This is a genomic window from Kitasatospora sp. NPDC015121 (genome assembly GCF_055562955.1).
Window position 1 is genome coordinate 37,899 of the sequence record NZ_JBVHEH010000004.1, and the last position, 22,966, is coordinate 60,864.

21 protein-coding genes and 1 pseudogene are annotated in these 22,966 nt (G+C 75.4%); 16 read left to right on the forward strand and 6 right to left on the reverse strand.

Annotation, left to right across the window (positions count from 1 at the left end; genetic code table 11):
• Positions 1 to 92 precede the first annotated feature (92 nt).
• Together ACZ3J7_RS06110 and ACZ3J7_RS06115 are read right to left on the reverse strand one after the other, a co-directional pair.
• Positions 93 to 920, reverse strand: a complete 828-nt coding sequence (locus tag ACZ3J7_RS06110) for a hypothetical protein (RefSeq protein WP_465617344.1) — start codon at positions 918 to 920, stop codon at positions 93 to 95.
• A 113-nt stretch (positions 921 to 1,033) separates the two neighbouring features.
• Positions 1,034 to 2,026 carry a transglycosylase SLT domain-containing protein gene (locus tag ACZ3J7_RS06115; protein WP_465617346.1) on the reverse strand — a complete coding sequence of 331 codons (993 nt, stop codon included), beginning with the start codon at positions 2,024 to 2,026 and terminating at the stop codon, positions 1,034 to 1,036.
• Positions 2,027 to 2,335: 309 nt separating this feature from the next.
• Between ACZ3J7_RS06115 and ACZ3J7_RS06120 the strand changes: the two genes are divergently transcribed.
• Complete coding sequence (locus tag ACZ3J7_RS06120) at positions 2,336 to 2,605, forward strand: GlsB/YeaQ/YmgE family stress response membrane protein (RefSeq protein WP_465617348.1); 270 nt, start codon at positions 2,336 to 2,338, stop codon at positions 2,603 to 2,605.
• An 81-nt stretch (positions 2,606 to 2,686) separates the two neighbouring features.
• Here the strand turns inward: ACZ3J7_RS06120 and ACZ3J7_RS06125 are convergent, their stop codons facing one another.
• The gene (locus tag ACZ3J7_RS06125) at positions 2,687 to 4,021 is read right to left on the reverse strand and encodes a hypothetical protein (RefSeq protein WP_465617350.1); all 1,335 of its coding nucleotides are present in this window, start codon (positions 4,019 to 4,021) and stop codon (positions 2,687 to 2,689) included.
• A gap of 323 nt (positions 4,022 to 4,344) precedes the next feature.
• On the opposite strand from ACZ3J7_RS06125, the gene ACZ3J7_RS06130 reads away from it, so the two are divergent.
• The 3 genes and pseudogenes from ACZ3J7_RS06130 (at position 4,345) to ACZ3J7_RS06140 (ending at position 6,221) form a co-directional block, all read left to right on the forward strand.
• A complete protein-coding gene (locus ACZ3J7_RS06130; protein ID WP_465617352.1) occupies positions 4,345 to 5,025 on the forward strand; it encodes a hypothetical protein in 681 nt (226 codons plus the stop codon).
• Positions 5,026 to 5,581: 556 nt separating this feature from the next.
• Positions 5,582 to 5,722: pseudogene (locus tag ACZ3J7_RS06135) on the forward strand (polysaccharide deacetylase family protein); the annotation flags it as partial.
• A gap of 109 nt (positions 5,723 to 5,831) precedes the next feature.
• Positions 5,832 to 6,221: a polysaccharide deacetylase family protein gene (locus tag ACZ3J7_RS06140; RefSeq protein ID WP_465618002.1), complete on the forward strand. Its 390-nt coding sequence runs from the start codon at positions 5,832 to 5,834 to the stop codon at positions 6,219 to 6,221.
• 116 nt (positions 6,222 to 6,337) lie between these two features.
• Here ACZ3J7_RS06140 and ACZ3J7_RS06145 read toward each other — a convergent pair whose 3' ends face one another.
• Positions 6,338 to 7,261 (reverse strand): SCO4651 family lipoprotein, encoded by a 924-nt coding sequence (locus tag ACZ3J7_RS06145; protein ID WP_465617354.1) that lies wholly within the window; start codon positions 7,259 to 7,261, stop codon positions 6,338 to 6,340.
• A 238-nt stretch (positions 7,262 to 7,499) separates the two neighbouring features.
• Entirely contained in the window at positions 7,500 to 7,892 is a 393-nt protein-coding gene (locus ACZ3J7_RS06150) for an ArsR/SmtB family transcription factor (RefSeq protein WP_465617356.1), read from the reverse strand.
• A gap of 165 nt (positions 7,893 to 8,057) precedes the next feature.
• On the opposite strand from ACZ3J7_RS06150, the gene ACZ3J7_RS06155 reads away from it, so the two are divergent.
• Positions 8,058 to 9,281, forward strand: coding sequence for an MFS transporter (locus ACZ3J7_RS06155; RefSeq protein ID WP_465618004.1), 1,224 nt, complete (start codon positions 8,058 to 8,060; stop codon positions 9,279 to 9,281).
• 139 nt (positions 9,282 to 9,420) lie between these two features.
• On the opposite strand, the gene ACZ3J7_RS06160 is transcribed toward ACZ3J7_RS06155, so the two are convergent.
• Complete coding sequence (locus ACZ3J7_RS06160; RefSeq protein WP_465617358.1) at positions 9,421 to 10,065, reverse strand: ScbR family autoregulator-binding transcription factor; 645 nt, start codon at positions 10,063 to 10,065, stop codon at positions 9,421 to 9,423.
• A 231-nt stretch (positions 10,066 to 10,296) separates the two neighbouring features.
• Here ACZ3J7_RS06160 and ACZ3J7_RS06165 point away from each other — a divergent pair, with 231 nt between their 5' ends.
• The 11 genes from ACZ3J7_RS06165 (at position 10,297) to ACZ3J7_RS06215 (ending at position 22,962) form a co-directional block, all read left to right on the forward strand.
• On the forward strand, positions 10,297 to 11,493 hold the full coding sequence (locus ACZ3J7_RS06165) for a ScbA/BarX family gamma-butyrolactone biosynthesis protein (RefSeq protein WP_465617360.1): 1,197 nt from the start codon (positions 10,297 to 10,299) through the stop codon (positions 11,491 to 11,493).
• The gene (locus ACZ3J7_RS06170) at positions 11,487 to 12,749 is read left to right on the forward strand and encodes an acyl-CoA dehydrogenase family protein (protein ID WP_465617362.1); all 1,263 of its coding nucleotides are present in this window, start codon (positions 11,487 to 11,489) and stop codon (positions 12,747 to 12,749) included. The genes ACZ3J7_RS06165 and ACZ3J7_RS06170 overlap by 7 nt, the downstream gene beginning before the upstream one ends.
• Positions 12,750 to 12,813: 64 nt before the next feature.
• Positions 12,814 to 13,662 carry an HAD family hydrolase gene (locus ACZ3J7_RS06175; RefSeq protein WP_465617364.1) on the forward strand — a complete coding sequence of 283 codons (849 nt, stop codon included), beginning with the start codon at positions 12,814 to 12,816 and terminating at the stop codon, positions 13,660 to 13,662.
• A 73-nt stretch (positions 13,663 to 13,735) separates the two neighbouring features.
• A complete protein-coding gene (locus ACZ3J7_RS06180) occupies positions 13,736 to 14,455 on the forward strand; it encodes a TetR family transcriptional regulator (RefSeq protein WP_465617366.1) in 720 nt (239 codons plus the stop codon).
• 120 nt (positions 14,456 to 14,575) lie between these two features.
• On the forward strand, positions 14,576 to 15,670 hold the full coding sequence (locus tag ACZ3J7_RS06185; RefSeq protein WP_465617368.1) for a LysR family transcriptional regulator: 1,095 nt from the start codon (positions 14,576 to 14,578) through the stop codon (positions 15,668 to 15,670).
• Between the two features lie 417 nt (positions 15,671 to 16,087).
• A complete protein-coding gene (locus tag ACZ3J7_RS06190; RefSeq protein WP_465617370.1) occupies positions 16,088 to 17,077 on the forward strand; it encodes an NAD(P)H-dependent flavin oxidoreductase in 990 nt (329 codons plus the stop codon).
• A 75-nt stretch (positions 17,078 to 17,152) separates the two neighbouring features.
• The gene (locus ACZ3J7_RS06195) at positions 17,153 to 17,743 is read left to right on the forward strand and encodes a YciI family protein (RefSeq protein ID WP_465617372.1); all 591 of its coding nucleotides are present in this window, start codon (positions 17,153 to 17,155) and stop codon (positions 17,741 to 17,743) included.
• A gap of 43 nt (positions 17,744 to 17,786) precedes the next feature.
• Entirely contained in the window at positions 17,787 to 19,256 is a 1,470-nt protein-coding gene (locus ACZ3J7_RS06200) for an FAD-binding protein (RefSeq protein WP_465617374.1), read from the forward strand.
• 39 nt (positions 19,257 to 19,295) lie between these two features.
• Positions 19,296 to 20,231 (forward strand): beta/alpha barrel domain-containing protein, encoded by a 936-nt coding sequence (locus ACZ3J7_RS06205; protein WP_465617376.1) that lies wholly within the window; start codon positions 19,296 to 19,298, stop codon positions 20,229 to 20,231.
• Positions 20,228 to 21,100 (forward strand): alpha/beta fold hydrolase, encoded by an 873-nt coding sequence (locus tag ACZ3J7_RS06210; RefSeq protein WP_465617378.1) that lies wholly within the window; start codon positions 20,228 to 20,230, stop codon positions 21,098 to 21,100. The genes ACZ3J7_RS06205 and ACZ3J7_RS06210 overlap by 4 nt, the downstream gene beginning before the upstream one ends.
• The gene (locus ACZ3J7_RS06215; protein WP_465617380.1) at positions 21,097 to 22,962 is read left to right on the forward strand and encodes an isocitrate/isopropylmalate family dehydrogenase; all 1,866 of its coding nucleotides are present in this window, start codon (positions 21,097 to 21,099) and stop codon (positions 22,960 to 22,962) included. The genes ACZ3J7_RS06210 and ACZ3J7_RS06215 overlap by 4 nt, the downstream gene beginning before the upstream one ends.
• The last annotated feature ends 4 nt before the right edge of the window (positions 22,963 to 22,966 follow it).

A 22,966-nucleotide genomic window follows, 5' to 3' on the forward strand; every position in this document is an offset into this window, starting at 1 on the left:
GGCGCCGCGCGCGGGAGGATGCGGGAGGGGCGCGGACGGCGGCGGGCCGGCCCGCGCGGCGCGCGGACCGGCCCGGTGGGGCGAGCGGGGGTTCAGCAGTCGGCGAAGGCGCGGCAGAGCGGCTTGGCCAGGGCGTCCAGCGGACCGGCCGCGGCGGGCGCGGACCAGGCGGTCCTCGGGTGGGCGCCCTCGGACAGCTGGGCGTGCAGGGTCAGCTCGGCGACCGAGCCGTCCGGTGCGGCCAGGTACTCGTGCACCTCGGCGGTGCCGCCACCCGCCAGCGGGACGCTCAGGGTGGCGGCCAGCGTCATGCCGTCCTCGGAGTCCACCTTCACCACCGCGCCGGGCACGGTGGCGGCGCAGCCCTTCACCCCCTCCTTCAGGGCGTTGAACACGGCGTACGCGCTCTGGGCGCGGCCGCTGTCCTTCTGCGAGGAGCCGAAGCTCGCGACGGTCTCGTCCGCCGCCCAGTCGTCGGCCGTGCCGCCCAGCGAGGCCGTCTCCACCATCGGCACCTCGGCGAAGGAGTCCTCGCGGGGGATCCGGCAGAGCGTCTCGATCCGGAAGGCGCCCTTCTCGCCGAGGACCTTGACGGCGGAGCCGGGCGCCTTCCAGTGCAGCGCGGAGTTCAGCGACACCGCCTTCGGGTCGATCCACACCCCGCCGGGCAGCCGTCCCGCCTTCCCGGGCGCAGCCTCCCCCGCCGCCGGGCCGCTCGCCGCCGGGCTGCTCGCCGTACCGGGCGAGGCGGTGCCGCCGGCCGGGGCGGAGGCCGCCGGGGTGGCGGTGCCGGGGGCGGGGGTGGTGGCGGCGGTGGTGACGGCGTCACCGCCGCCGGTGCCGTCGGGGTCGCAGGCCGACAGGAGCGCGACGGCGGAGAGGCAGGCCGCCGCGGTGGCGGCGAGGCGGAGCGAACGCACGGGTATCCCTGGGGGGTTCGGTGACGGGGTGACGGGGCGGCGGCAGCGGGCGACCGGCCGCCCCCGCACGGGTGCGGGGGCGGCCGTCGCGGGCCGGCGGCGGACCGGGCGGGTCAGTAGCCCTGCGGCCGGTGGTTCGGGTTGGCCTGCGGCACCTTGGCCGCCAGGTCGTGCCCGTCCGGCGAGACGTGGTACCTGCCGCGGATGTACGTCATGGACGCCGCGACGTTGGCCACCGGGTCGTAGATGTCGGTGGAGGTGCCCTTGACGTGGTTGGCCGCGAAGGTGGTCGGGATGCACTGCCAGCCGCCGCGCGAGCAGTTCGCGGGGTGGCCGTCGCCGACCGTGGCGCCGTGCGCGTTGACGTCCGACAGGTTGATCTGCGAGGTGGGCGCGTTGTAGGTGGACTCGCGCTTGGCGATGGTCAGCATGCCCTCGGTCCACGCCTCGCGGGCCTTCGGGTCGGTGACGCCCATCGCGTCCAGCGCCTGGGCGATGTACTCCCGGCAGGCCGCCTCGCCGCTCTTGTACTTGCCCTTGCCGCCGTAGGTGACCTCGCCGACCTTGATCGCGCCCTCGTGCGACACGGTGGGCGCGGGGTCGTTGCCGTGGTCGCCGCCGTGACCGGGCTTGTTCGGGTGGGACGGCTGCCCGGGGTGGCCCGGCCGGTGGCCGGGCTGACCGGGCTTGCCCGGCCGGTGGCCCGGCTTGTTCGGGTGGGACGGCTGCCCGGGGTGGCGGCCCTGGCCGGGCTTCTCGACGGCCTCGTGGGCGCGCCGCTCGGCCTCCGCGTACCGCTTGGCGACGGTGGCGAGCTTGGCGACGTCGTCGCCGAGGTTCCTGGTGAGCTCGTTCTTGGTCCGCTCCAGGGCGGCCATCTGCTTCTGGATCGCCTCGACCCGGTCGCGGACCTGGGCGACCACCGCGCCGAAGCCGATGACGCCGCCGAGGGCGCCCGCGGCCAGGTCGGTGGTGACGGCCTTGGTCATCACCGCCTTGATGTGACCGGTCTGCTTGGACAGTTCACCCATTCGCTGCTGGATCGTCTGGAACTCCCGCTGGATCTTCGCCAGCTCGCCCAGTTCGTAGCCGAAACCCGCTGCCATCCCGTGTCCCCCCGTAGGACTTGACGTGCGCTCAGGTCGTTTATCCCACCACACCGCGTCGCGGCGCAATCACCGGGCCCCCCGGTCCGGGGCGTCCCGTTACCCTTTGCCGAGGCTTTGCAAACCCGCAGGTCCGGGTGGTTGCCGAGATGCCCGGACGGCCGGGGCGCGCGATCATGGCAGGTGCGGACCCGCCCGTCGGCGGGCCCGTGCACGGTTCACCGCCGTCCGGTCACCGCTGTCCCACCGGCCGGCACCCGACCGGTCGGCACCGACCGGAAAGGCCCCGACCGGAAAGGCTGGGTTTCGATGTTCCAACTCCTCTGGATTCTGCTGATCGGTTTCATCCTGGGCGTGCTCGCCAAGCTGATCCTGCGCGGCCCACAGTCCATCCCGTGGTGGCTGACCATGCTGCTCGGCGCGGCCGGCGCGCTGCTCGGGAACCTGGTGGCCGGCTGGATCGGCGTCCGGCACACCGGGGGCATCGACTGGATCCGGCACCTGTTGCAGATCGGCTTCGCGGTCGCCCTGGTCGCCCTCGTCGCCCCGGCCTGGAGCAGGTCCCGCCCCGGCAGGTAGCCCCACCCGCAGCACGCACCCGCCCGCGCCCGCCGGACCCCCTCGGTCCAGCGGGCGCGGGCGGGTCCGCGACCGCCCGGGTCAGTCGAAGCGGGAGCTGCGGACCGGGCCGGCCGAGCGGATCCGGTCCCGGGGGCCGGTCGCCCAGGTGGCGGCGGCCCGGGCGGCGAACCGCTCCAGCTCCTCCTGCGGGTCCGGCGGGGCGCTGCCGTCGCCCGGGTCGGGCTCGGCGGAGGCGGCCAGGATCTCCCGGGCCAGTTCCTCGGCGGGGCGGCCGTCGGCCGGGACCTCGGAGACCCGGCCCTCCTCGCCCACCTCCATCCGGGGCTCCCAGGGCGCGACGATCCGCTGCACCAGCAGGCCGCAGACGTCGGCCGACACCGCCGGGGTGTCCGTCCAGCAGGTGGCGTGCTCGTACAGCACCTCGCCGGGGGCCCGCTCGTGCAGCTGCTCCAGCAGCTCCGGGTCGACCTCGTTCAGGTCGTACGCCACCACCAGCGCGTCGGGCGTGCCGGGCCGGTAGGGGGCGGCGGGCAGGCCGAGCAGTTCGGCGGCGGCCAGGCCGAGCACCCGGCTGCCCCGGTCGGGCAGCAGGGCGACGGCGGTGGGGTGGCGGTCGGTGGCGGCCAGGACGGCGCCCAGCCGCTCCAGGCCGAGCCGGCAGTCGTCCCAGCCGCCCTGCAGGTAGGCCCAGCGGCCGGTCATCCCGGCGTCGTAACCGAACGGGGAGCGGGTGGCGAGCAGGCCGCCGGTGAGGACGTGGTGCCAGCCGCGCAGGTCGGTCGGGCCGGCGGGCGGGGTGGCGGCGGCCCGGGCCAGCGTGCGGCGGATCCGGTCGGCGGCGGGCTGCCAGGTCTCGTCGGGGGCGGCGAGCCCGTCGAAGACCTCCCGGGCCCGGTCGAGCCGGCCGGCCATCAGCGCGTTGTGCACCAGCAGGTAGCGGTCGGGCCAGTCGTCGGTGATCGCGTGGTGCTCGTCGAGCAGCTCGACGGCCTCGGCGTGCCGCTCGCCGTCCTCCAGCGCGACGGCCAGCTCCAGCAGCACCTGGCGCGGGACGACCTCGGCCCCGGCCCGGCGGGAACGGCCGAACAGCCGCCGCCTGCCCTCGGGCGCGCCCTCGCCGCGCAGCGCGCCGGCCAGCGCCTGGCGCAGCGCGGGGACCGCGAACTCGGACAGGCCGTGCTCGATGCAGGCGTACCCGTACGCGTAGAGCGGGCCGGGGGCGGTGGGCCCGTCGGCCAGTGCGGCGGCGGCCCGGGCCAGGTCGTCGATCCCGGCCAGTTCGGCCAACCTGGCGACCGCCGGGGCAAGTTCGGCTGCCGTCAGGTCTCCCGCGACGCTGCGCAGCTCCCGGACGGCACCCTGCGGGTCGTCGGCGTCGAGCAGTTCGCTGGCCTTGGCGAGGTCGGGATGCACGCGGTGTCCTCCTGGCGTGGTGCGGGTGGTCGGCGCGCCCGGTCCGTGCGGGCACACCCGTCCGCATCATCGCGGTGCCGGGGCGCCGCGCCAAAACGGTTTTCCCGTCCGCGGACCGGACCGTCCCCGCCCGGCGCGGGACGGGAGGGAGACGGGAGGGGACGGGAGGGGGTGACGTGTCACCGTCCGGTCCCGATGCGGTCCGGAAACGGCGTCTTCGGCTCCGGGCCGGGGCCGGCACCGATAGCGTCCTGCCTCGTCACGCACCCCGGGTCCGGCAGCCCGGGCGCAGCACCTCACCACGCACCCTGGGGGAACCCGCCATGACCGCACGTCAACCGCTCGCCGCCCGCGCCCTGTTCGCCGCCGCGGCGCTGGCCGCGACGCTCACCCTCGCCGCCTGCGACCCCGAGGGGACGGACGGCGACGCGGCCGCCCCGGCCGCGAGCAGCCCGGCGGCGGCCGCGTCGGGCACCGCGCAGCCCGCGACCGGCTCGGCGCGCCCGACGCCGGTCGCGACGCCGCCCGCCTCCTCCGCCGCGCCCGCCGCGCCCGACGGCAAGCGGAAGCTGACCGAGGCGCAGACGGCCGGCGGGCTGCTCCGGGGCACCGGCGAGTCCCAGCTGAGCGACGTGCCGGTGGACCCGGGCGAGATGCGCGCGGGGATGACCCTGGTGGAGACCAACTACCAGCGGCAGAAGGGCCGTCCGGTGCTGTTCGCGGGCGTCGACAACGTGCCCGAGGAGCCCAGCAAGCGCCGCGAGCACCTGTGGCGCGGCCTGGTCGACTACGCGGTCGGCCAGGGCACCGCCGGCAGCCCGGGCACCTCGGTGGCGTACCCGGCCGGCCCGCTCGGCGGCAACCTGGAGTGCTTCCCGCTCGGCAACGACGCGCTGTGCGGCTGGGTCGACGCGTCGACGGCCGCGGTGGCGCTGTTCCCCGCGACCGCGCCGGCCGACGCCGCCAAGCTGTTCGCGGCGATGCGCGCCGACCTGGAGCACTGACGCCCCGTCGGTGACTGACGGTATTTCAGTTCCCTTTCCCGTCAGTAGGGTTGACGCGCCATCGACTGTTCGGAAAGCTTCCTGACCGTTCCCGCGGCGGCCTGGCCGCGGCCGGCCGCGAAGGACCGCGATGCGCTTCTCGGGAGTTGCCTGGACCGCCGTCGGCTTCGAGGTCGCCGTCCTGGACGCGGCGGGCCGCCCGGTCGCGCCCACGGTCCGCTTCGCGGCCGGGGAGGTCGGCGCGGTCACCGCGCACCTGCTCGGCCTGCGGCGCGCGTGCGCGGCGGCGGGCGAGGAGTTGGCGACGGTCATCGACTCCACCAACGGGATGCTGGACGGCGGCCTGCTGGCCGCCGGTCTGGACGTCTACCGGGCCGACCCGTGGCTGCTGCCGCCGCGCCGCGGGTTCGGCTCCGTCCCGGCGGAGGAGCTGGCGGGGGCGGCCGCCCGCGACCCGGCGGCGGTCGTCCGGCTGGGCCCGGGCACCGGGACGCTGGGCGGGCGCTCCGCCGAGATGGTCGCCGACATCGGGACCAGCGCCGCCGAGCTGGAGCGGATGGTCCGCGCCGGACACTGCCTGTGGGGCAACACCGGCGGCCGGCCGGTGGTCGCGCTCACCTTCGACGACGGCCCCAACCCCCCGTACACCGGCCGGATCCTGGACGTGCTGGACCGGTACGCGGTGCCCGCCACCTTCTTCTGCGTCGGCCTGCACGCGCTCGCCCACCGCGCCGAGCTGCGCCGGATGGCCGCCGCCGGGGCACCAGCTCGCCAACCACACCTGGTCCCACCCGTACCTGCCCGAGCTGTCCCGGCCCGAGCTGCTCGCCCAACTCGCCCGCACCGACCGGGCGATCGCGGCGGCCGTCGGCGGCGACGGCGCACCGCTGATGTTCCGGCCGCCCTACGGCGGGCGGACGCCCGACGTGCTGCGCTGGATCGGCGAGTCGGGCGCCACCGTGGTGCTCTGGGACGTCGAGCCGTCCGACTGGTCGATGCCGGGCCCGGACGCCATCGCCCGCGCCGTCCTCGACCAGGCCCGTCCCGGCGCGCTGATCCTGCTGCACGACGGCGGCGGCGACCGCTCGCAGACCGTCGAGGCGCTGCCCGCCGTCATCGAGGGCCTGGCCGAACGCGGCTACGGCTTCGTCCGGGTCGACGGGCTGCCGGTGGTGCCGGTCGACGGCCGGGCCTGAGGGCGGGAGGGAACGGGAGGAGGGGGGACCGGCGCGCTGCCGGTCCCCCCTCCTCCGCGTCGTGCGCCGTACGGCGTGCGGCATGCGGCATGCGGCGTGCGGCGTATGACGTGCGGTCAGGAGCCGGACTGGCTGCTCTTCACCAGTTCGGCGAAGTCCACCGTGTCGAGCGCGCTCGGCTCGGTGGCCGTGACCTTGGCGCCGTAGTCGGAGTAGGAGGCGGTGGAGACGGCATCGCCGGCCGTGGTCGAGAACTTCTCGACCTTCTTGACCAGCAGGTTGTCGCTGCTGATCCACAGCTCGATGTGGTCGGTGGTGATGCCGGCGTCGGTGAACTGCTTCTGCAGCGCCTCGGCCTGGTCGGCGGTGAGGCCCTGCGAGGTGGCCTTGGCGATGTCCGCCGCGGCGAGGTCACCGGTGTACTTGGTGGCCTTGACGCCGTTCACGGTCTCCTGGCCAGCCTTGGTGACCTGGCCGGAGGCGATCATCGCGCGCACCGAGGAGATCGGGTCGGCGTTCTTCAGCTGGTTCTTCATGCTGTCGCCGGCCGCGCCCATCAGCTTGGCCAGGTCGGTGTAGCCGTACTTGATCCAGTGCTTGCCGCCGAGCTGGGAGGCCATGCCGTCGCCCATGTTGACGTACATCGCCTCGCTCAGGTAGCGGACGGTGAAGGTGCCGTCGCCGCCCGCCTTGGTGAGGGCCTCGGCCATCGCGCCGCCCATGGTGCCGGTGGTCTCGCCCTGGAGGCCGTGCTCCCAGGAGATGGCGCCCTTCATGGTGCTCTTGGAGGCGGTGCCGATCTCGTTGCTGATCTCGACCTTGGCGGACTTGGCGGCGCTGGTCTTCTCGCCGACCAGCTTGAGCAGCGCGGCCGGGTCGAGGTCCGAGACGGAGGCCGCGGAGTTCGTGCCGCTCGGGGCGGGCTGGGCGGCGCCGCCGTTGCCGCCGGTGCCGCCGTCGCCCTTGCTGCCGCAGGCCGTCGCGGTCAGGGCGAGCACCACCGCGGTGGCGGCGAGGTACGTGCGTCCGGTCTTGAACATCTGGAGTCTCTCCCCCTGAGACGGCCCGGGCGCGGTGTCTCCGTGCCCGGCGGTAGCCGTCTCGCTCGTTTCCGTAGCGGACTCTAGTCGACGGGCACGACAACCCGGCAACGGCTTTGTGCCTGTTCGGCACCAAAGCTCCGACCCCCGGGAACGCCCCCTCGGGCCCCGCCGCGCGGCGCCGGAGCGGCCGGGGGCGGGCGCCGGGGGCGGGTGACTCGTCCGGCCACTCGTCCGGTCATTCGTCCGGTCGCTCGTCCGGCGGGGTCCAGGCGGCGACGAGGGCGAGCAGGCCGGGGAAGCGGGCTTCGAGGTCGGCGACCCGGACCTGACTGCGGCGCTCCAGGCCGTACTGGCGCTGGCGGGTGACCCCGGCCTCGCGCAGGGCCTTGAAGTGGTGGGTGAGGGAGGACTTCGGGCGGTCGAGGCCGAACCAGTGGCAGGAGTGGTCGAAGTCCTCGGACTCCAGCAGGAGCCTGCGGACGATGGACAGCCGCAGCGGCGAGCTGAGCGCGGCCAGCACGTCCTCCAGGCGCAGCTCCCCGACGGCGGGTTCGGGCAGCGGCTCGGGCAGGTCGGGCGGCTCCGGCAGCACCTTGAAGGCGGGGGCGGGGCTGGCGGTCGCGGTCATAGGCGGTTCCTCCGTTCGTCCATAACTCGGCTCCTATGCAGTACGACTCGAATCGTACTGCATGCTAAGTTCGACTTGACTCGTACTGATGGAGAGCCCACAGTCGGATCGGGAGGAGTCGCCATGCCCAAGACCGGAACCGCAGCCGACCAGGCCGTCGAGGAGGTGCCGAACCACTCCGCCGGGGCCGCTGCCGCCGCAGGCCGGGTCGCCCCGCTGGCGTGGGTGTGGCTGGCCGCCTGGCCGATCACCGCCGTGTTCGTGCTGTCGAACGCGGCCACGCCGCTGTACGTGCTGTGGCAGCACGACATCGGCTTCTCCAAGGGCACCCTGACCGTGGTGTTCGCGTTCTACATCGTGGGCCTGATCGGCTCCCTGCTGGTGTCCGGCGTGGTCTCCGACCGGATCGGGCGCAAGCAGGTGCTGCTCCCGGCGCTGGCGCTCGCCCTGGCCGCCTGCCTGATCTTCGGGACGGCGGGCAGCGTGTTCGCGCTGCTGGTGGCCCGGCTGTTCACCGGCATCGCGGTCGGCGCGGTCGTCTCGGCCGGCATGGCCGCGGTCACCGACGTGGCCGGCCCGGACCGCAAGCGGATCGCCGCCCTGCTCGCCTCCTGCGCGATGGTCTTCGGCGCGGGCCTCGGCCCGCTGCTCGCGGGCGCGCTCTCCGAACTGGCCCCCGGGCCGACGGTGACGGTGTTCGTGGTCGAGGCCGTGGTCCTGGCGAGCGCCGTGCTGGTGGTGCTGCGGATGCCGGTGCGCCGCCCCGAGCGGCGCGGCAAGGGCGCCTGGATCCGGGTGCCCGGCGTCCCGGCCGGACGGGGCCGCCAACTCGCCCTCGGCATCGCGGTGTTCGCGCCCGGCATCACCGCGACCTCGTTCGTGCTCTCGCTCGGCCCGTCGCTGCTCTCCGGGCTGCTCGGCACCACCAACCGGATCGTGGCCGGCGCGATGGCCTTCGCGATGTTCCTCACCGCGACGGGCGTGCAGTTCGCCGTCCAGCGGCTGCGCCGCCGCACCATCCTGCTCACCGGCGCGGTGAGCACCGTCCTGAGCATGGTGGTGCTGATCGTCGCGGTGCACGCCGGAACGGTCGCCGCCCTGATCGCCGCCGCCCTGCTGGCCGGCGCCGGCCAGGGCCTCGGCCAGCTCGGCGGCCTGTCCCTGCTCAACTCGACCATCGCCCCGCAGCGCCTCGCCGAGGCCAACGCCGCCCTGAACGTGGGCGGCTACATCCCCGCCGGCGTCCTCCCGGTCTCGGCCGGCTACCTCAGCGACGCGGTCGGCCTGACCAGCGGCGCCACCGTCTTCGCCGCCGCCCTGACCGCCCTCGCGGTGATCGGCGGCCTGGTGGTCCTCGGCACCGGGCGCCAGATCACCGACCCGTCCTGAGCTCACCCGCCCTGAGAGCACCCGTCCGGGAGCCGGCCTCCCCCGACCGACTCCCGGACGGGCCCGGGCCGAGCCGGACCTCCCCGGACGGCGCGCCCGGGTCCGGCGCCGCCCCGCCCGTCCGGGGGCGGCGCCGGTCTCATCCCGTGCGCATCGCGCGGAACAGCAGCTCGCTCAGGTCGCGCCAGCGCTCCACCACGTCGGCCCGCCCGCTGAGGACGTCGGAGACGTGCTGCGAGCCGAAGAACGCGGACACCAGGGCGCGCGCCGCCCGACCCGGCACGACGTCGGCCCGCAGCTCGCCGTCGACCTGTGCGGAGACCAGCAGGGACTCCAGCAGGGCGATCCAGTCGACGTACGGGGTGGGCAGCTCGGCGTCGATCTGCGGCCGTTCGATCTGCAGCCGGGCGCCGGCCTGGACCACCACGTCCTCCTGGAAGGCGGCGGCGGCCCGTTCCAGCATCCGGGCGGCGGTGGCCAGCGGGCCGAGGCCCTCCCGGACCACCTCGTCGAGCAGGCGCGGCCAGCGCGCGTAGTGCTCCTCGACGATCGCGACGGCCAGCGCCTCCTTGGTCGGGTAGTGGAAGTAGACGGCGCCCTTGGTCATCTCGACCCGGTCGGCGACGTCCTTGACCGAGGTTTGCAGGAAGCCGCGCTCGGTGAAGAGTTCGGCGGCGCCCACCAGGACCCGCTGCCGGGTCCGGGCGGATCGCTCCTGCTTGGGGTCGGCCGCCTTCCGGGCCGGGGGTCGGGACTGGCGGAGGGTGGTCTGCGGCTCTGACATGGGTCTCTCCGTGCTCGTACGGCTTCGCTCTGGGTGGCAGGTGCCGGCTCCGGGGCGGCTCTCCGGTGCCGGCTGGTGCGGTCGGTGCTGTTCGGTGCCGTTCGGCGACTGTTGGCGGGAACGCCCCCCACAGATTCCTCCCCGAAGGTATATTTTTCGAGTCGCCACGTGCCGTGCCGGGACCATACCGGCGCATGGGCTGCCGTGGCGAGGGAGGAGGGGATCTTGTTCATGCACAACATTCCTGGACCCGAGACGACGACCGGCCCCACCGGGCCGCGCGAACACCGCCCGAACGCCGAACCGCACCGCCCGGAGAACGGGCCGCACCGCCCGAACGCCGAACCGCTCGGATCGAACGCCGAGCCGCACCGCCCGGAGAACGGGCCGCCCCGACCGGAGGGCGAACGGCACCGGCCCGCCCTGGAGTTCGGCGGACGCGTCCCCCGGGCCTCCGTCCACAAGACGGCCGACGCGGAGGTGCTGCTCACCGACTCGCGGCAGCTGGCCGCCGACCGGTTCGCGGTCGCCGCCCGCTGGGAACGCGACCACTACCTCGCCCACCTCGGCGCGCCCGCCGCCGACCCGGTCCTGGTGCTGGAGACCACCCGCCAGACCGCCATCCACCTGTCCCACCGCTTCCTGGACGTCCCGTACGACATGCCGTTCATCCTGAACGAGGCCGCGGTCGACCTGTCCGAACCGCTGCCCCCGGTGCCGCCGGGCGGTCTCGCCGTCACGCTCGACGTGCGCTGCCACCGGGCGCCCGCCCGCGGCCGGAACATCCCGCTCGCGCTGGAGGCCGACGTCCTGCTGGGCGGCCGCGCCGTCGGCCGGACCAGGCTGGCCTGGATGCCGATGGCACCCGACAGCTACGCCGCGGTGCGCCGGCGCGGCGGCGGCCCCGCCGCGGCGGACCAGCCCGAACCGCCCCGGATCCCGCTCTCGCCCGGCGCCGTCGGCCAACTCGCCGAACAGGACGTGCTGGTGGCCGCCGACCCGATGCGGACGAACGCCTGGTGGCTGCAGCTCGACCCGGCCCACCCCGTGCTGTTCGACCACGACTCCGACCACATACCGGGCATGGCGCTGGTCGAGGCGTTCCGCCAGGCCGGCCGGGCCGCGACCGGCTGCCGGGGCGCGGCGGTCGGCCGGGCCGCGGCGGGACGGGTCGCGACCGGCTGCCGGGGCGCGGCGGGCGGACACCGGCCGGGCACGGACGCCGTGACGCTGCTCTCGGTCGGGTTCACCGCCTTCGGCGAGCTGAACGCACCGGTGGCCATCACCGCCGAACCGACCGCCCCCGACGGCGTCCTGACCCTCCGCGCCCACCAGGGCGGACGGGAGCTGGCTCGCGCCGCCCTGCGCGGCGGCGACAGTGTGACGGCGGTCGAACCGTTCCGGATACTGCCGGGGGTGACGTGCTGAACCCCGGAGCGCTCGCCGCCGCCCCCCTGACGGCCCGCCGCTCGGTCCCCGGACCCGCCGAACCCGCCACCGAACCCACCGCCGAGCCGACCGGCCTCACCGATCTGGCCGAACTGGCCGAACTGGCCCGGCGGGACGCGCCGCTCGCCGAGGAGCGCCGCCGGCTCACCGGGCGGGTCGCCGACGCCCTGGCCGGGGCCGGTTTCGCCCGCCGCTTCGTCCCCGCCCGTTGGGGCGGCACCGCCGGGAGCTTCGCCCGCTTGGTCGCCGACGCCGCCGACCTGGCGCAGGCCTGCGCCGCCGCCGGCTGGTGCGCCACCCTGTTCGCGGCGCACGGCCGACTCGCCGCCTACCTGCCCGAACGGGGACAGCGCGACCTGTGGGAGCACGGCCCGGACGCCCGGATCGCCGCCTCCGTCGTCCCGCCGCAGGGCCGCGCCGCCGAGGCGCCCGGCGGGTGGCGGCTGGACGGCGAGTGGCGCACGGCCAGCGGTGTCGACCACGCCGAGTGGGTGCTGCTGGCCTCCTGGACACCGGGGCCGGACGGCCGTCCCCAGCACCGGATCTTCGCGGTGCCGCGCGCCGAACTGACCGTGTGCGACGACTGGGACCCGGTCGGCCTGCGCGGCACCGGCAGCAACGGCGTGACGGGTGAGCGGATCCTCGTCCCCGCGCACCGCTCGTTCACCCTGGACGCGCTGCTCCGGCCGCTGCCCGACGCGGCCCGCTGCCACCGGGTCCCGTACCCGATGGTGGCCGGGCTGCTCTTCGCGGCCCCGCTGCTGGGCACGGCCCGGGCCGCCCTGCGCGCCTGCGGCGCGCCGGCCGGGGACGAGTCCGCGAACGGAGGACGGGCGGCGGGCGAGGGCCGGGCGGCGGGTGGGGACGTCCCCGCCGGGGACGCGGTGGACGGTTGGGCGGAGCCCGGCCGGAGTGCCGTCCTCGCCTCGGCCGCGGCCCGGATCCACGCGGCGGGCCTGCTGCTGGCGCACGCCGCCGACCGCGCGGACCGTGCGGAGCCCACCGCGCTCGCGGTCGCCGAGAACCGGCGCGACGCCGCCTTCGCCGCCGCGGGCTGCCGGGAGGCGGTCGACGACCTCTTCCGCGCGGCCGGCCTGCGCGGACAGCACCCCGGCAGCCCGCTGCAACGCGCCTGGCGCGACGTCACCACCGGCACCGGACACGGCGCCCTCCGCTTCGAACCCGCCGCGGCGGCCTACGCCGCCGCGGCCCTGCCGGACGGGGGCGCCCGGTGACCCGCCACTCCCCGGTCCCGCCCCGGCGACTCCCCTGCGACGCACCGCCGCCACCCCCGTCACCGTGGCCACCCCTGTCACCACGGCCACCGCGCTGCCGCCCCGGGGGCGCCCGGTGACCGCGCTCCCCCGGGCGCGGCCCGGGCTGGCATTCTTCGACGTCGACGAAACCGTGCTCGCGGGCAAGAGCCTGGTGCTGTTCTGGCGCTACTGGCAGGAGCGCCACCCGGACCGGGCGCCGGCGGGGCTTCCGGACCCGGCGGCCGAGGCCTCGGCGGCGCCCGACCGCGAGGCGTTGAACCGGCGGTACTTCCGGCGCTACGCGGGGGTGCCGCTGGCGGAGCTGGAGGCGGCGGGGCGGGAGTGGTACCGGGCGTACCGGCGGAGCGGGAGGGCGTTCGTCCCGGCCGCGCTGGCCGCCGCCGTCCGGCACCGGGCCGAGGGGCGGGGGCTGGTGCTGGTCTCGGGTTCGATGCGTCCGCTCCTGGCCGCGCTGGCCGGGGAGTTGGGCGCGACCCTGGTCTGCACCGAGCTGCTGGTGGACCGGGCGGGGACGGTGACCGGCGAGGTGCGGGAGTCGATGATCGGGGCGGCCAAGGCCCGGGCCGCGGTCCGGCTGATGCGCGAGCACGGCGCGGACCCGGCGGACTGCTTCGGGTACGGCGACCACGAGAGCGACCTCGCGCTGCTCGACGCGGTGGGCCGCCCGACGGTGGTGGGCGGCACCCCGGTGCTGCTGGAGCGGGCCCGGCGGTCCGGCTGGCCGGTGCTCCCGGCCGAACCGGGCGACTGGAACGACCTGAGCGGCATGAGCGACCCGAGCGGCCGGGACGACCGGAACGACCCGAGCGGCCGGGACGACTTGGACGGCCGGGACGACCGGAGCAACTGGGAAGGCGGACAGGGCCGTTAGGACCGGAAGGTCCGGGATGGTTCGCACCGGGTGGTATGTATGTGCTCTCGCTCACAAGGAGGGTATCGAGAACATGGCGAAGCAGGAACGGGCCCAACGGACGCTGGAGAAGGTGCTGACGGCGGCGGCCGAGCTGTTCGCGGCGCAGGGCTACCGCAGCACCACGCTGAACGCGGTGGCCGAGCGGACGGGGATGACCAAGGGCGCGCTGTACGGTCACTTCCCGTCGAAGCGGTCGCTGGCGTGGGCGTTGATCGAGGAGTCCCGGCGCACCTGGGCGGTCCTGCGGGCCGAGCACGACGTGCCGGACGCCGAGCCGGCCGTGGTGCTGGAGCACGTGGTGGTCGGTTTCGTCGGCCGGATGCGGTCGGACGTGCGGCTGCGGGCGGCGCTCCGGCTGGCGTCGGACTGTCCGGTGCTGGCGCAGTCGGTCTCCGGCGTGCTGGTCGAGGTGCACGGCTCGCTGACCGAGCTGGTCCGCCGCACCCAGGGCGAGGCCGGCTCCGCCCGGCACTCGCCGCCGCTGGTCGCCGCCGCCCTGCTGATCGCCGTGTACGGGCTGTTGAACGCCCCCGCCTGGTGCGTCGAGATCGTGGGCGCACCGGGCGGGGAGCCGCTGTGGCGGCTGCTGTTCGCGGCGCTGGCCGAGGGCGGAGCGGCCGTCGACGGGACGCCGGGCGTCGGCGCGGTGCTCTCCGGCGGCTCCGGGGCGGGCTGCTCGACAGGTCTGTCGGCGGGCTGCTCGACGGGTCTGTCGGCGGGCTGCGCTGTCGGTCCTGTTCCAGGCGTGTAAAAAATACCTTCTGGAACGAATTTTGTGCCATGCTGCAACAGGACCCCCGCGACAGCGGGGTGCCAGTGAGCGCACCAGCCCTGCCGACACCTGCTTGGTACGACGCTTTGGAGGAAGCGGATGAGCGTGCTGGACGAGTGGACGGGCCGACGCACCCCCGTCCACCCGGGCTTCGACGAACCCCGGCCGGATCCGGCCGACGAACTCCTGCTCCGGGCGATGGCGGACGCCCGGGAGGTCGACGACTTCGACATGCGGCACCTCCGGTACTTCCTGACCGTGGTCCGGGCCGGCACGGTTTCCGCCGCCGCACAGGAACTCCGCATTTCCCAGCCGAGTCTCAGCCAGCAAATCCGCCGACTGGAGCAGCGGATCGGTTCCGAACTTTTCACCCGGAGTTCCCGTGGCGTTGAACTGACCGCCGGCGGCCGGGCATTCCTGCGCGAGATCCAGGGAATTCCCGGGCAGCTCAGATCGGCCATCGCGGCGGTCGCCCCCGCCCCCCAGCTGTGGTCCGTCGGCGTGTGCGGCGGGGTCTCGGCCGAGGTGCTGATCGAGGTCCAGAACGGACTGCAGAACGGGTTGCAGCACGGCCCCCAGAAGGGCGCGGCCAAGGGCCCCCGCGCGCACGGCGGCCACGGCGGCCACCAGAACCACCACGGCCACCAGGCCGGCGCGCGGCTGCGGATGCGCGCGGTGGACGCGGCCGACCAGGGCGAGCTGCTGCGCTCCGGCCGGATCGCCTTCGGCATCGTCCGGCTGCCCCTCCCCGTCCCGTACGTGGTGCACGCGGTGGTGCGGGACGAGCCGCTGGGCGTCGTGATGGCCCGCGAGCACCCGCTGGCCGCCCACGACGGGCTGACCCTGCGGGACCTCTCCCGGCAGCGGCTGCTCTGGTACGACGAGGGCTGCGCGCCCGGGTTCGCCCAGTCGGTGCCCGCCCACCTCGCCAGTCTCGGCTGGCACTCGGTGCTGCACCCGGCCGACCAGGACCAGCCCGCGCTGTTCCTGCACGCGCTGCGGACCACGCCGGACCTGGTCGCGCTGCGCCCCCGGCGGTCGGTGGAGCGCGAGCCGCACCTGACCTGGCGGCCGCTGCCGACCACCCGTCCGCCGCGCGAGCAGCTCGCCGTCACCGCGGTGCGCGACGGCCACCCCGCCCGCGTCCTGCAGGAGGTGGCCGCCGCCCACGGCTGGGCGCTGCCCGCCGACTGACGCACCGTCGACTGACACCCCGTCGATCCGACGGCACCCCCAAGACCGCCCGACACCCCCAAGCCGGCGTGCGACCCGGGAACTCCCCCTCCCCGGGTCGCACGCCTTTCGCATGCCCGGACCGCCCCGGCACCCCGGCCGCCCCGGCGTCCAGTCGGTATAACACCGCCCAATAGGGGTCACGCGGTTTACGTCTTGGACGCTGTTCGAATCCGCTCGCTAATGTCTTCCCCAGGGCCGGCGCCGGAAAGCGCGGGAACGCTCCGCGCGGAATCTGATCCGCAGCGCCGCCCGTCCCGCGGAATTCCCCGTCGGATTCCACCGCGCCACCCCCTTCCCGCCCCGGGCCCCGTCCTGCCCGGGCCCCGTCCTGCCCGCGCACCGGAACACCCGTGCACATCGATCCAAGGGAGCATCATGATCTCGACCCAGCTGACCGACCTGCTCGGCATCGAGCACCCGGTCGTCTGCGCCCCGATGGGCGGCGTGACCGGCGGCCGGCTCGCCGGGGCGGTGACGGCGGCGGGCGGTCTCGGCCTCGTCGGCGTCAGCTACGGCGACCCGGCGTTCATCGACGAGCACCTGCCGCAGGCCGCCGAGGCCGGCGGGGTGTGGGGCGTCGGGTGCGTCATGTTCACCTTCGACGAGCGGCCGGGGCTGTGGGAGAAGGTCCTCGGCTACGCGCCGCCGGTGGTCGCGCTGTCCTTCGGCAGCGCCGCCCAGGTCCGCACGTACGTGGCGTCGGCGGCCGAGGCCGGTTCCCGGGTAGTCGTGCAGGTGCACGACCCGGACCAGGCCGGGGTGGCGCTGCGCGCCGGGGCGGACGTGATCGTCGCCCAGGGTGCCGAGGCCGGCGGCCACCACGCCTCCCGGGCCACCCTGCCGCTGGTCCCGGCCGTGCTGGACGTGGTGCGGGGCCGGGTGCCGGTGGTCGCGGCCGGCGGGTTCGCGGACGGCCGCGGCCTGGCGGCGGCGCTCGCGCTCGGCGCGGACGGCGTGATGATGGGCACCCGCTTCGCGGCCACCGCGGAGTCGACCGCCTCCGCCGGGTTCAAGGCCCACCTGGTGTCGGCGGGCACCGCCGACACCGTCAACACCCGCTCCTTCGACGTGCTCCGCGGCATCCCGTGGGACGAGGTCTACACCGCCCGCTCGGTGGGCAACGACTTCACCCGCACCTGGACCGGCCGGGACGCCGAACTGGCTTCCCGTCGGGGCGAGTTGGAGCCCGCCTGGAACGCCGCCGTGGCCCGCGACGACACCACCCAGCGCGCCATGTTCGCGGGCGAGAACCTCGACCTGGTCCAGGACGTCCGGTCCGCCGCCGAGGTCGTCCGCGGCGTGGTCGCCGACGCCGAGCGGATCCTCACCGGCCTCTCCCGCCGCCTGGGCGTCCCCGCCGCCTGAGCCCCGCCCGACCCCCGCTCCCCCACGCACTCCCCCACGCACTCCCCGTCCGTCCCGCCCGACCCGGAGGTTCCGTTGATCCACGTCCTGACCCTCACCTACCTCGTCCCGCGCGAGACCGTCCTGGCCCACATGGCCGAGCACAAGGCCTGGCTGCGCGAGCACTCCGACCTGGGGCGGGTGCTGCTCAGCGGGCCCCGTCCGGAGGGGGGCGCGGTCGTCGTCACCGCCGACCTCGACGAGGACGGGGTGCGCGAGCTGGTCGAGAGCGACCCCTGGCACAAGCTGGGCATCGCCGCCTACGAGCGGCTCTCCTTCGAGGGCCGCAACGCGAGCCCCGGTGTGGTCACCTCGCCCGTGCCGGACGGGGGTGTGCTGCTGATCAACGTGGCCACCACCGAGGACGCGGCGGCCAGCGTGGACGCGCTCGCCTCGGCCGTCGACCACGTCGCCGCCACCGCCGCCGGGTTCCGCGGCTCGCGCCTGCTGACCAGCGTCGACGGCGACGCGATGGTGAACTTCGCGGCCTGGTCCAGCCAGGACGAGTTCGACGCGATCTTCCAGGACGAGGAGTTCATGCGCCGCTACCGGGCCTTCGCCGAGACCACCACCGGCGCCAAGTTCCGGCTCTACCGCACCAGTCGGGTCATCACCCCCAACCGCTGACCCCGCACCCGTACCCCCACCACCCCGTACCGAGGAGAAGCACATGTCCGACGCGCACACCCAGACCCCGTACGACCTGGTCGTGGTCGGCTTCGGCGCCGCCGGCCTGTCCGCCGCGCTGTCCTACGCCGAGGCCACCGAGGGCCGGGCCGAACCGGTCCGGATCGCGGTCCTGGAGCGTTCCGCCGAGGAGGACCGGGGCGGGGCGACCCGCTGGACCGGCGCGTTCCTGCGGATCGACCGGGAGCGGCAGCTGGACACCGACTGGGCCGACCACGTCGGCCGGGTCTCCGGCGGCCTGGCCGACCTGGAGTACTGCCGCACGGTCGAACGGGAGACCGAACCGGTGCTGGAGTTCATCGAGAAGCACGGCGTCGAGATCGCCTTCGAGCCGTTCCCGCTGCCGCACAGCTTCGCGGCCGGCCAGCCCTCGATGGCGCACCCGGCCAGCCCGCGCGGCGGCGGCGCCTCGATCGTCGAGCACCTGGGCGCCGCCCTGGACGACGACCCGCGGGTGGACGTCCTCTACCGCACCGAGGCGCTGCGGCTGACCACCGCCGAGGACGGCACCGTCGACGGCGTGCTGGTGCGCGGCGCGGACGGCCGCACCCGGCGGATCGCCGGCCGGGCCGTGGTGCTGGCCAGCGGCGGGTTCCAGGGCAACCCCGAGATGCTCACCCGCTACCTGGGCGAGCGGGCCTGCGACCTGCCGCTGATCGCCCCCGGCATCGCCAACAACCGCGGCGACGCCCTGCGGATGGCCCTGGAGCTGGGGGCCGACACGGCCGGCCAGTTCGACGGCATCCACGCCGAGCCGGTCGACACCCGCACCGGCAAGGCCGACTCGGTGCTGTACGGCTTCGCCACCGGCATCTTCGTCAACGGCGAGGTGCGGCGGTTCTTCGACGAGGGCCGCGACACCTGGGACAACACCTTCGAGCACGCGGGCCACGAGATCTGGAAGAACCAGCGGCAGGAGGCGTACTGGATCGCCGACGCCAAGACCCTCGCCATCCCGGGCTTCCGCGACTCGCTGCTCAGCGACGTCGACCCGGAGCAGGCCGACTCGCTGGAGGAGCTGGCGGCCAAGCTCGGCATCGACGGCGCGGCGCTGGCGGCGACCGTCGCCGAGTTCAACGCGGCGGTCGGCCCCGGCGAGTTCGACCCGACCCGGCTGGACGGCAAGTCGACGGTCGGCCTCACCCCGGAGAAGTCCAACTGGGCGACCCCGCTGGACACAGCCCCGTTCGTCGGCGTCCCGCTGACCGCCGCGATCTGCTTCACCTACGGCGGTGTCCGCACCGACCTGGACGGCCGGGTGGTCACCCCGTCCGGCGCGGCGATACCGGGCCTGTACGCAGCGGGCGAGGCCACCGGCCTCTTCTACCACGCGTACCCGCCGGCCACCTCGGTGCTGCGCTCGCTGGTCTTCGGCCGGCTGGCCGGACGCCACGCCGCGGCCACCACCGCCACCACCGCCACCGCCACCGCCACCACCGCACAGCACGCCTGACCCCCTTTCACCCCTCGTACCACTGCACCTGGAGGAACCGTGAGTATCGTCAACATCGACGTCACCCTCCGTGACGGCGGTTACCGGAACGGCTTCAACTTCCCGCTGGAGTACGCGCTGCGGCACGCCCGGCTGAGCGTCGACGCGGGCTTCGACTGGGTCGAGATCGCCTACCGCAAGGGCTCGCTGCTGCCGATCCCGAACCTCGGTCTGACCGGGCGCGGCGACGACGAGTTCATCTCGGCCGTCGCCCAGGAGGTCGGGCCGCAGCGGGTCGCGATGATCCTGCACCCGAAGAACATCACCGAGCACGACCTGCCCGCGATGTACGCGGCCGGTGCCCGGCTGGTGCGGATCATCCTGCCCTCGGAGGGCTACCAGCGGGGCCTGGAGTTCATCGCCCAGGCCCGTGAGATCGGCTACGCGGTGGGCGTCAACTTCGCCCGGATCAGCCAGTGGTCGGGCCGCAGCATCGTCGAGGTGGCGACCGCCGCGACCGACGCGGGCGCGCAGTTCGTCTACCTGGCGGACTCCAACGGCAGCCTCTCGCCGGTGGACACCACCGACCTGACCACCCTGACCAAGTCGGTCACCGGCGGGCCGGTCGGCCTGCACGCGCACAACAACCTGGGGCTGGCGCTGTCCAACGCGATCAGCGCGGTCGCCGCCGGGGCGACCTGGATGGACTCCTCGATCCAGGGCATGGGCAAGGGCCCGGGCAACCTGATCGCCGAGCAGTGGCTGGCCCACCTCGACCGCACCGACGCCGGGGCCTCCGCCCACCTGCACCTGGGCCACGCCCTGGAGCTGGCCGAACTGCTGCTCGCCACCGTCCCCGAGGGCACCCCCTCGCTGCCGCTGCCCGACCTGGTGCTGGGCCGCTACGACCTGCCGGTCGAGCACCGCAAGGTGGTGGCGGGCGGCAGCCACCACGAGGGGATCGCCACCGCGCGCACCCTCGCCACCGTCCGGTGACCACCCTCGGACGGACCGTGCCGGCGGCGGTCTTCGGACCCGGGGCCGCCGCCGGCCCGGCCCACCCCACGACCTCGGGCCGCGCCCGCGCCTCGGCCCCGGCCGGCGCCCCGGCGCACGCCCTGGTCCTCGCCCCGGTCACCCCGCGCTGGGACGGCGGCGCCTTCTTCACCCCCGTCACCCGGGTGCTGGCCGCCGCCGGCCTGCGGGTGACCGTCGTCGACACCCTGGCCCTGCTCGACCCGGGCACCGGCACCCTGGCCGACCTGGCCGAACGCTGGCACGAGCTGCTGCCCCGCTACGGCCGGACCGACCTGATCTGCGGGAACGCCCTCGGCGGGGCGGTGGCCCAGGCGCTGCTGCCCGGCCTCGGTCCGGACACCGCCGCGCTGCTGGTCTCCGGCCCGGCCCGCGCCGACGGCGTCCTGGCGGCCCGGCTCGCCGAGATCGCCGACCTGGCCGCCGCCGGACGCTCCGGCGAGGCGCTGGCCCTGCTCGACCGGCGGATCCGCCCGGAGGGCCCCGGCGCCCCGGGGGCCGTCCCGGCGCCGCGCGACCCGGCGGACGACGCGCGGCGACCGTCGCTGCGGCTGCTGCCGCACGACCCGGAGGCCGGGCGCCGACTGGCCGACGGGCTGCGGCTGCTGCTCGACCTCGACCTGTCGGACGCGGTGCGCGCCCACCCGGGCCCGCTGCTGCAGGTCGTCGGCGGCCGCTCCCAACTGGTCGGCCACCAGCACACGGCGGCGGCCCCGCACCACCGCGTGCACACCGTCCCCGGCGCCGGCATGCGCCCCCACTACGAACGCGCCGCGGAGGTCGCCGCCCTGGTCGGCGGCTTCCTGCGGGAGAAGGGACTCACCCGATGAGCGACCAGCCGCCGCACGACCGGCCGACGAACGACCGGCTGCCGCACGACCATCCGACGAACGACCGGCCGACGCACGACCGGCCGAAGAGCGTCGCGGTCCTGCCCGGCGACGGGATCGGGCCGGAGGTCACCTCCGCCGCCCTGGACGTCGTGGACCTGCTCGGCCTCCCGCTCGACCTGCGCTTCGGCGAGATCGGCTGGGAGTGCTGGCGCCAGGAGGGCGACCCCGTCCCCGCCCGCACCTGGAAGCTGCTGGAGGAGACCGACACCTGCCTGCTCGGCGCGATCACCAGCAAGCCGCTGCGCGAGGCCGAGGCCGAGCTCCCGGACGGGCTGCGCGGCACCGGCCGGACCTTCGTCTCCCCGGTCATCCAGCTGCGCCAGCGGCTCAACCTGTACGCCAACGTCCGCCCGGTGACCGACCTGTTCGACGAGCGCTTCGACTTCGCGGTGATCCGCGAGAACACCGAGGGCCTGTACGCGGGGTACGACTTCCACGGCCTGGACGGCGCCCTGTGGGACCTGGTCGGCGACCACCCGAACGCGCTGGCGTCCGGGCCGGAGGGCAGCAGCGTCACCCTGCGGCTGCAGACCCGGGCCGGCATCGACCGGCTGCTGCGGCACGGCTTCGAGTACGCCCGGGCGCACGGCCACGAGCGGCTCACCCTGGTCGACAAGCCCAACGTGCTGCGGCACAGCGGCAACCACCTGCGCGAGCGGCTGGAGCTGATGGCCGGGCAGTACCCGGAGATCGGGACGGAGATCCTGAACGTCGACGCGGTCGCCCTGTGGCTGGTGCGCCGGCCCGAGCGCTTCGGCGTGCTGGTCGCCGAGAACATGTTCGGCGACATCCTGTCCGACCTGGGCGCGGGCGTGATGGGCGGTCTCGGCCTCGCGCCCAGCGGCAACATCGGCGACCACGGCAGCTACTTCGAGCCGGTGCACGGCAGCGCGCCCGGCATGGCCGGCCAGGACCGGGCCAACCCGATGGCGATGGTGCTGACGGTCGCCCAGATGCTCGACCACCTGGGCCTGCCGCTGCCCGGCGCCGAGCTGCGGGAGGCCGTCCGCGCGGTGGCCCGCCGCCGCACCACCGTCACGTACGACCTGGGCGGCACCAGCGGCACCGGCGAGGTGGCCCGGGCGGTGGGCGAGCGGCTGCACGCGGCCCGCGGCCCGGAGGACGTGGTGGACCGGCTCGCCCGGCTGGACACCGCCTCGGTCTCCGACGCGCTGGACAGCCTCGGCGCCGACGCGGGCGGCGGCATGCTGGCGGGCGTCGCGGCCCGGGTGCCCGGCGCCCGCGCCGCCGGGCGCGCCTTCACCGTCACCTACCGGCCGGTCGACCCGGACGCGGCGGGCTTCCGCAACGCCGCGAACTACCTGGACGACGTGCCCGCCGGGTCCTTCGTGGTGGTCGACAACGCGGGCAGCACCGCCTGCACCAACTGGGGCTCGCTGCTGACCGGGCTGGCCCGGCGGCGCGGGGTGCGCGGCACCGCGCTGCACGGTTCGGCCCGCGACCTCGCCGAGATCCGCGCCGACGGCTACCCGCTGTTCAGCACCGGCGTCGCCATGGTCAGCGGCAAGAACCGGGTGGAGCTGGCCGCCACCGGCCGGGACGTCACCGTCGGCGGGGTCACCGTCCGGCCCGGCGACGTGCTGGTCGCCGACGACAACGGCGTGCTGGTGGTCCCCGCCGAGCACGCCGCCGAGGTCGCCGACCGGGCCGAACGGGTCGAGCGCACCGAGGCCGCGATCGCCGACGCCGTCCGCTCCGGCCTGCGGCTGGACGAGGCCCGCCGACGGCACGGGTACGCCCGGCCCTGGGACGGCGGCGCCCCGCACGACCGTGCCTGACCTG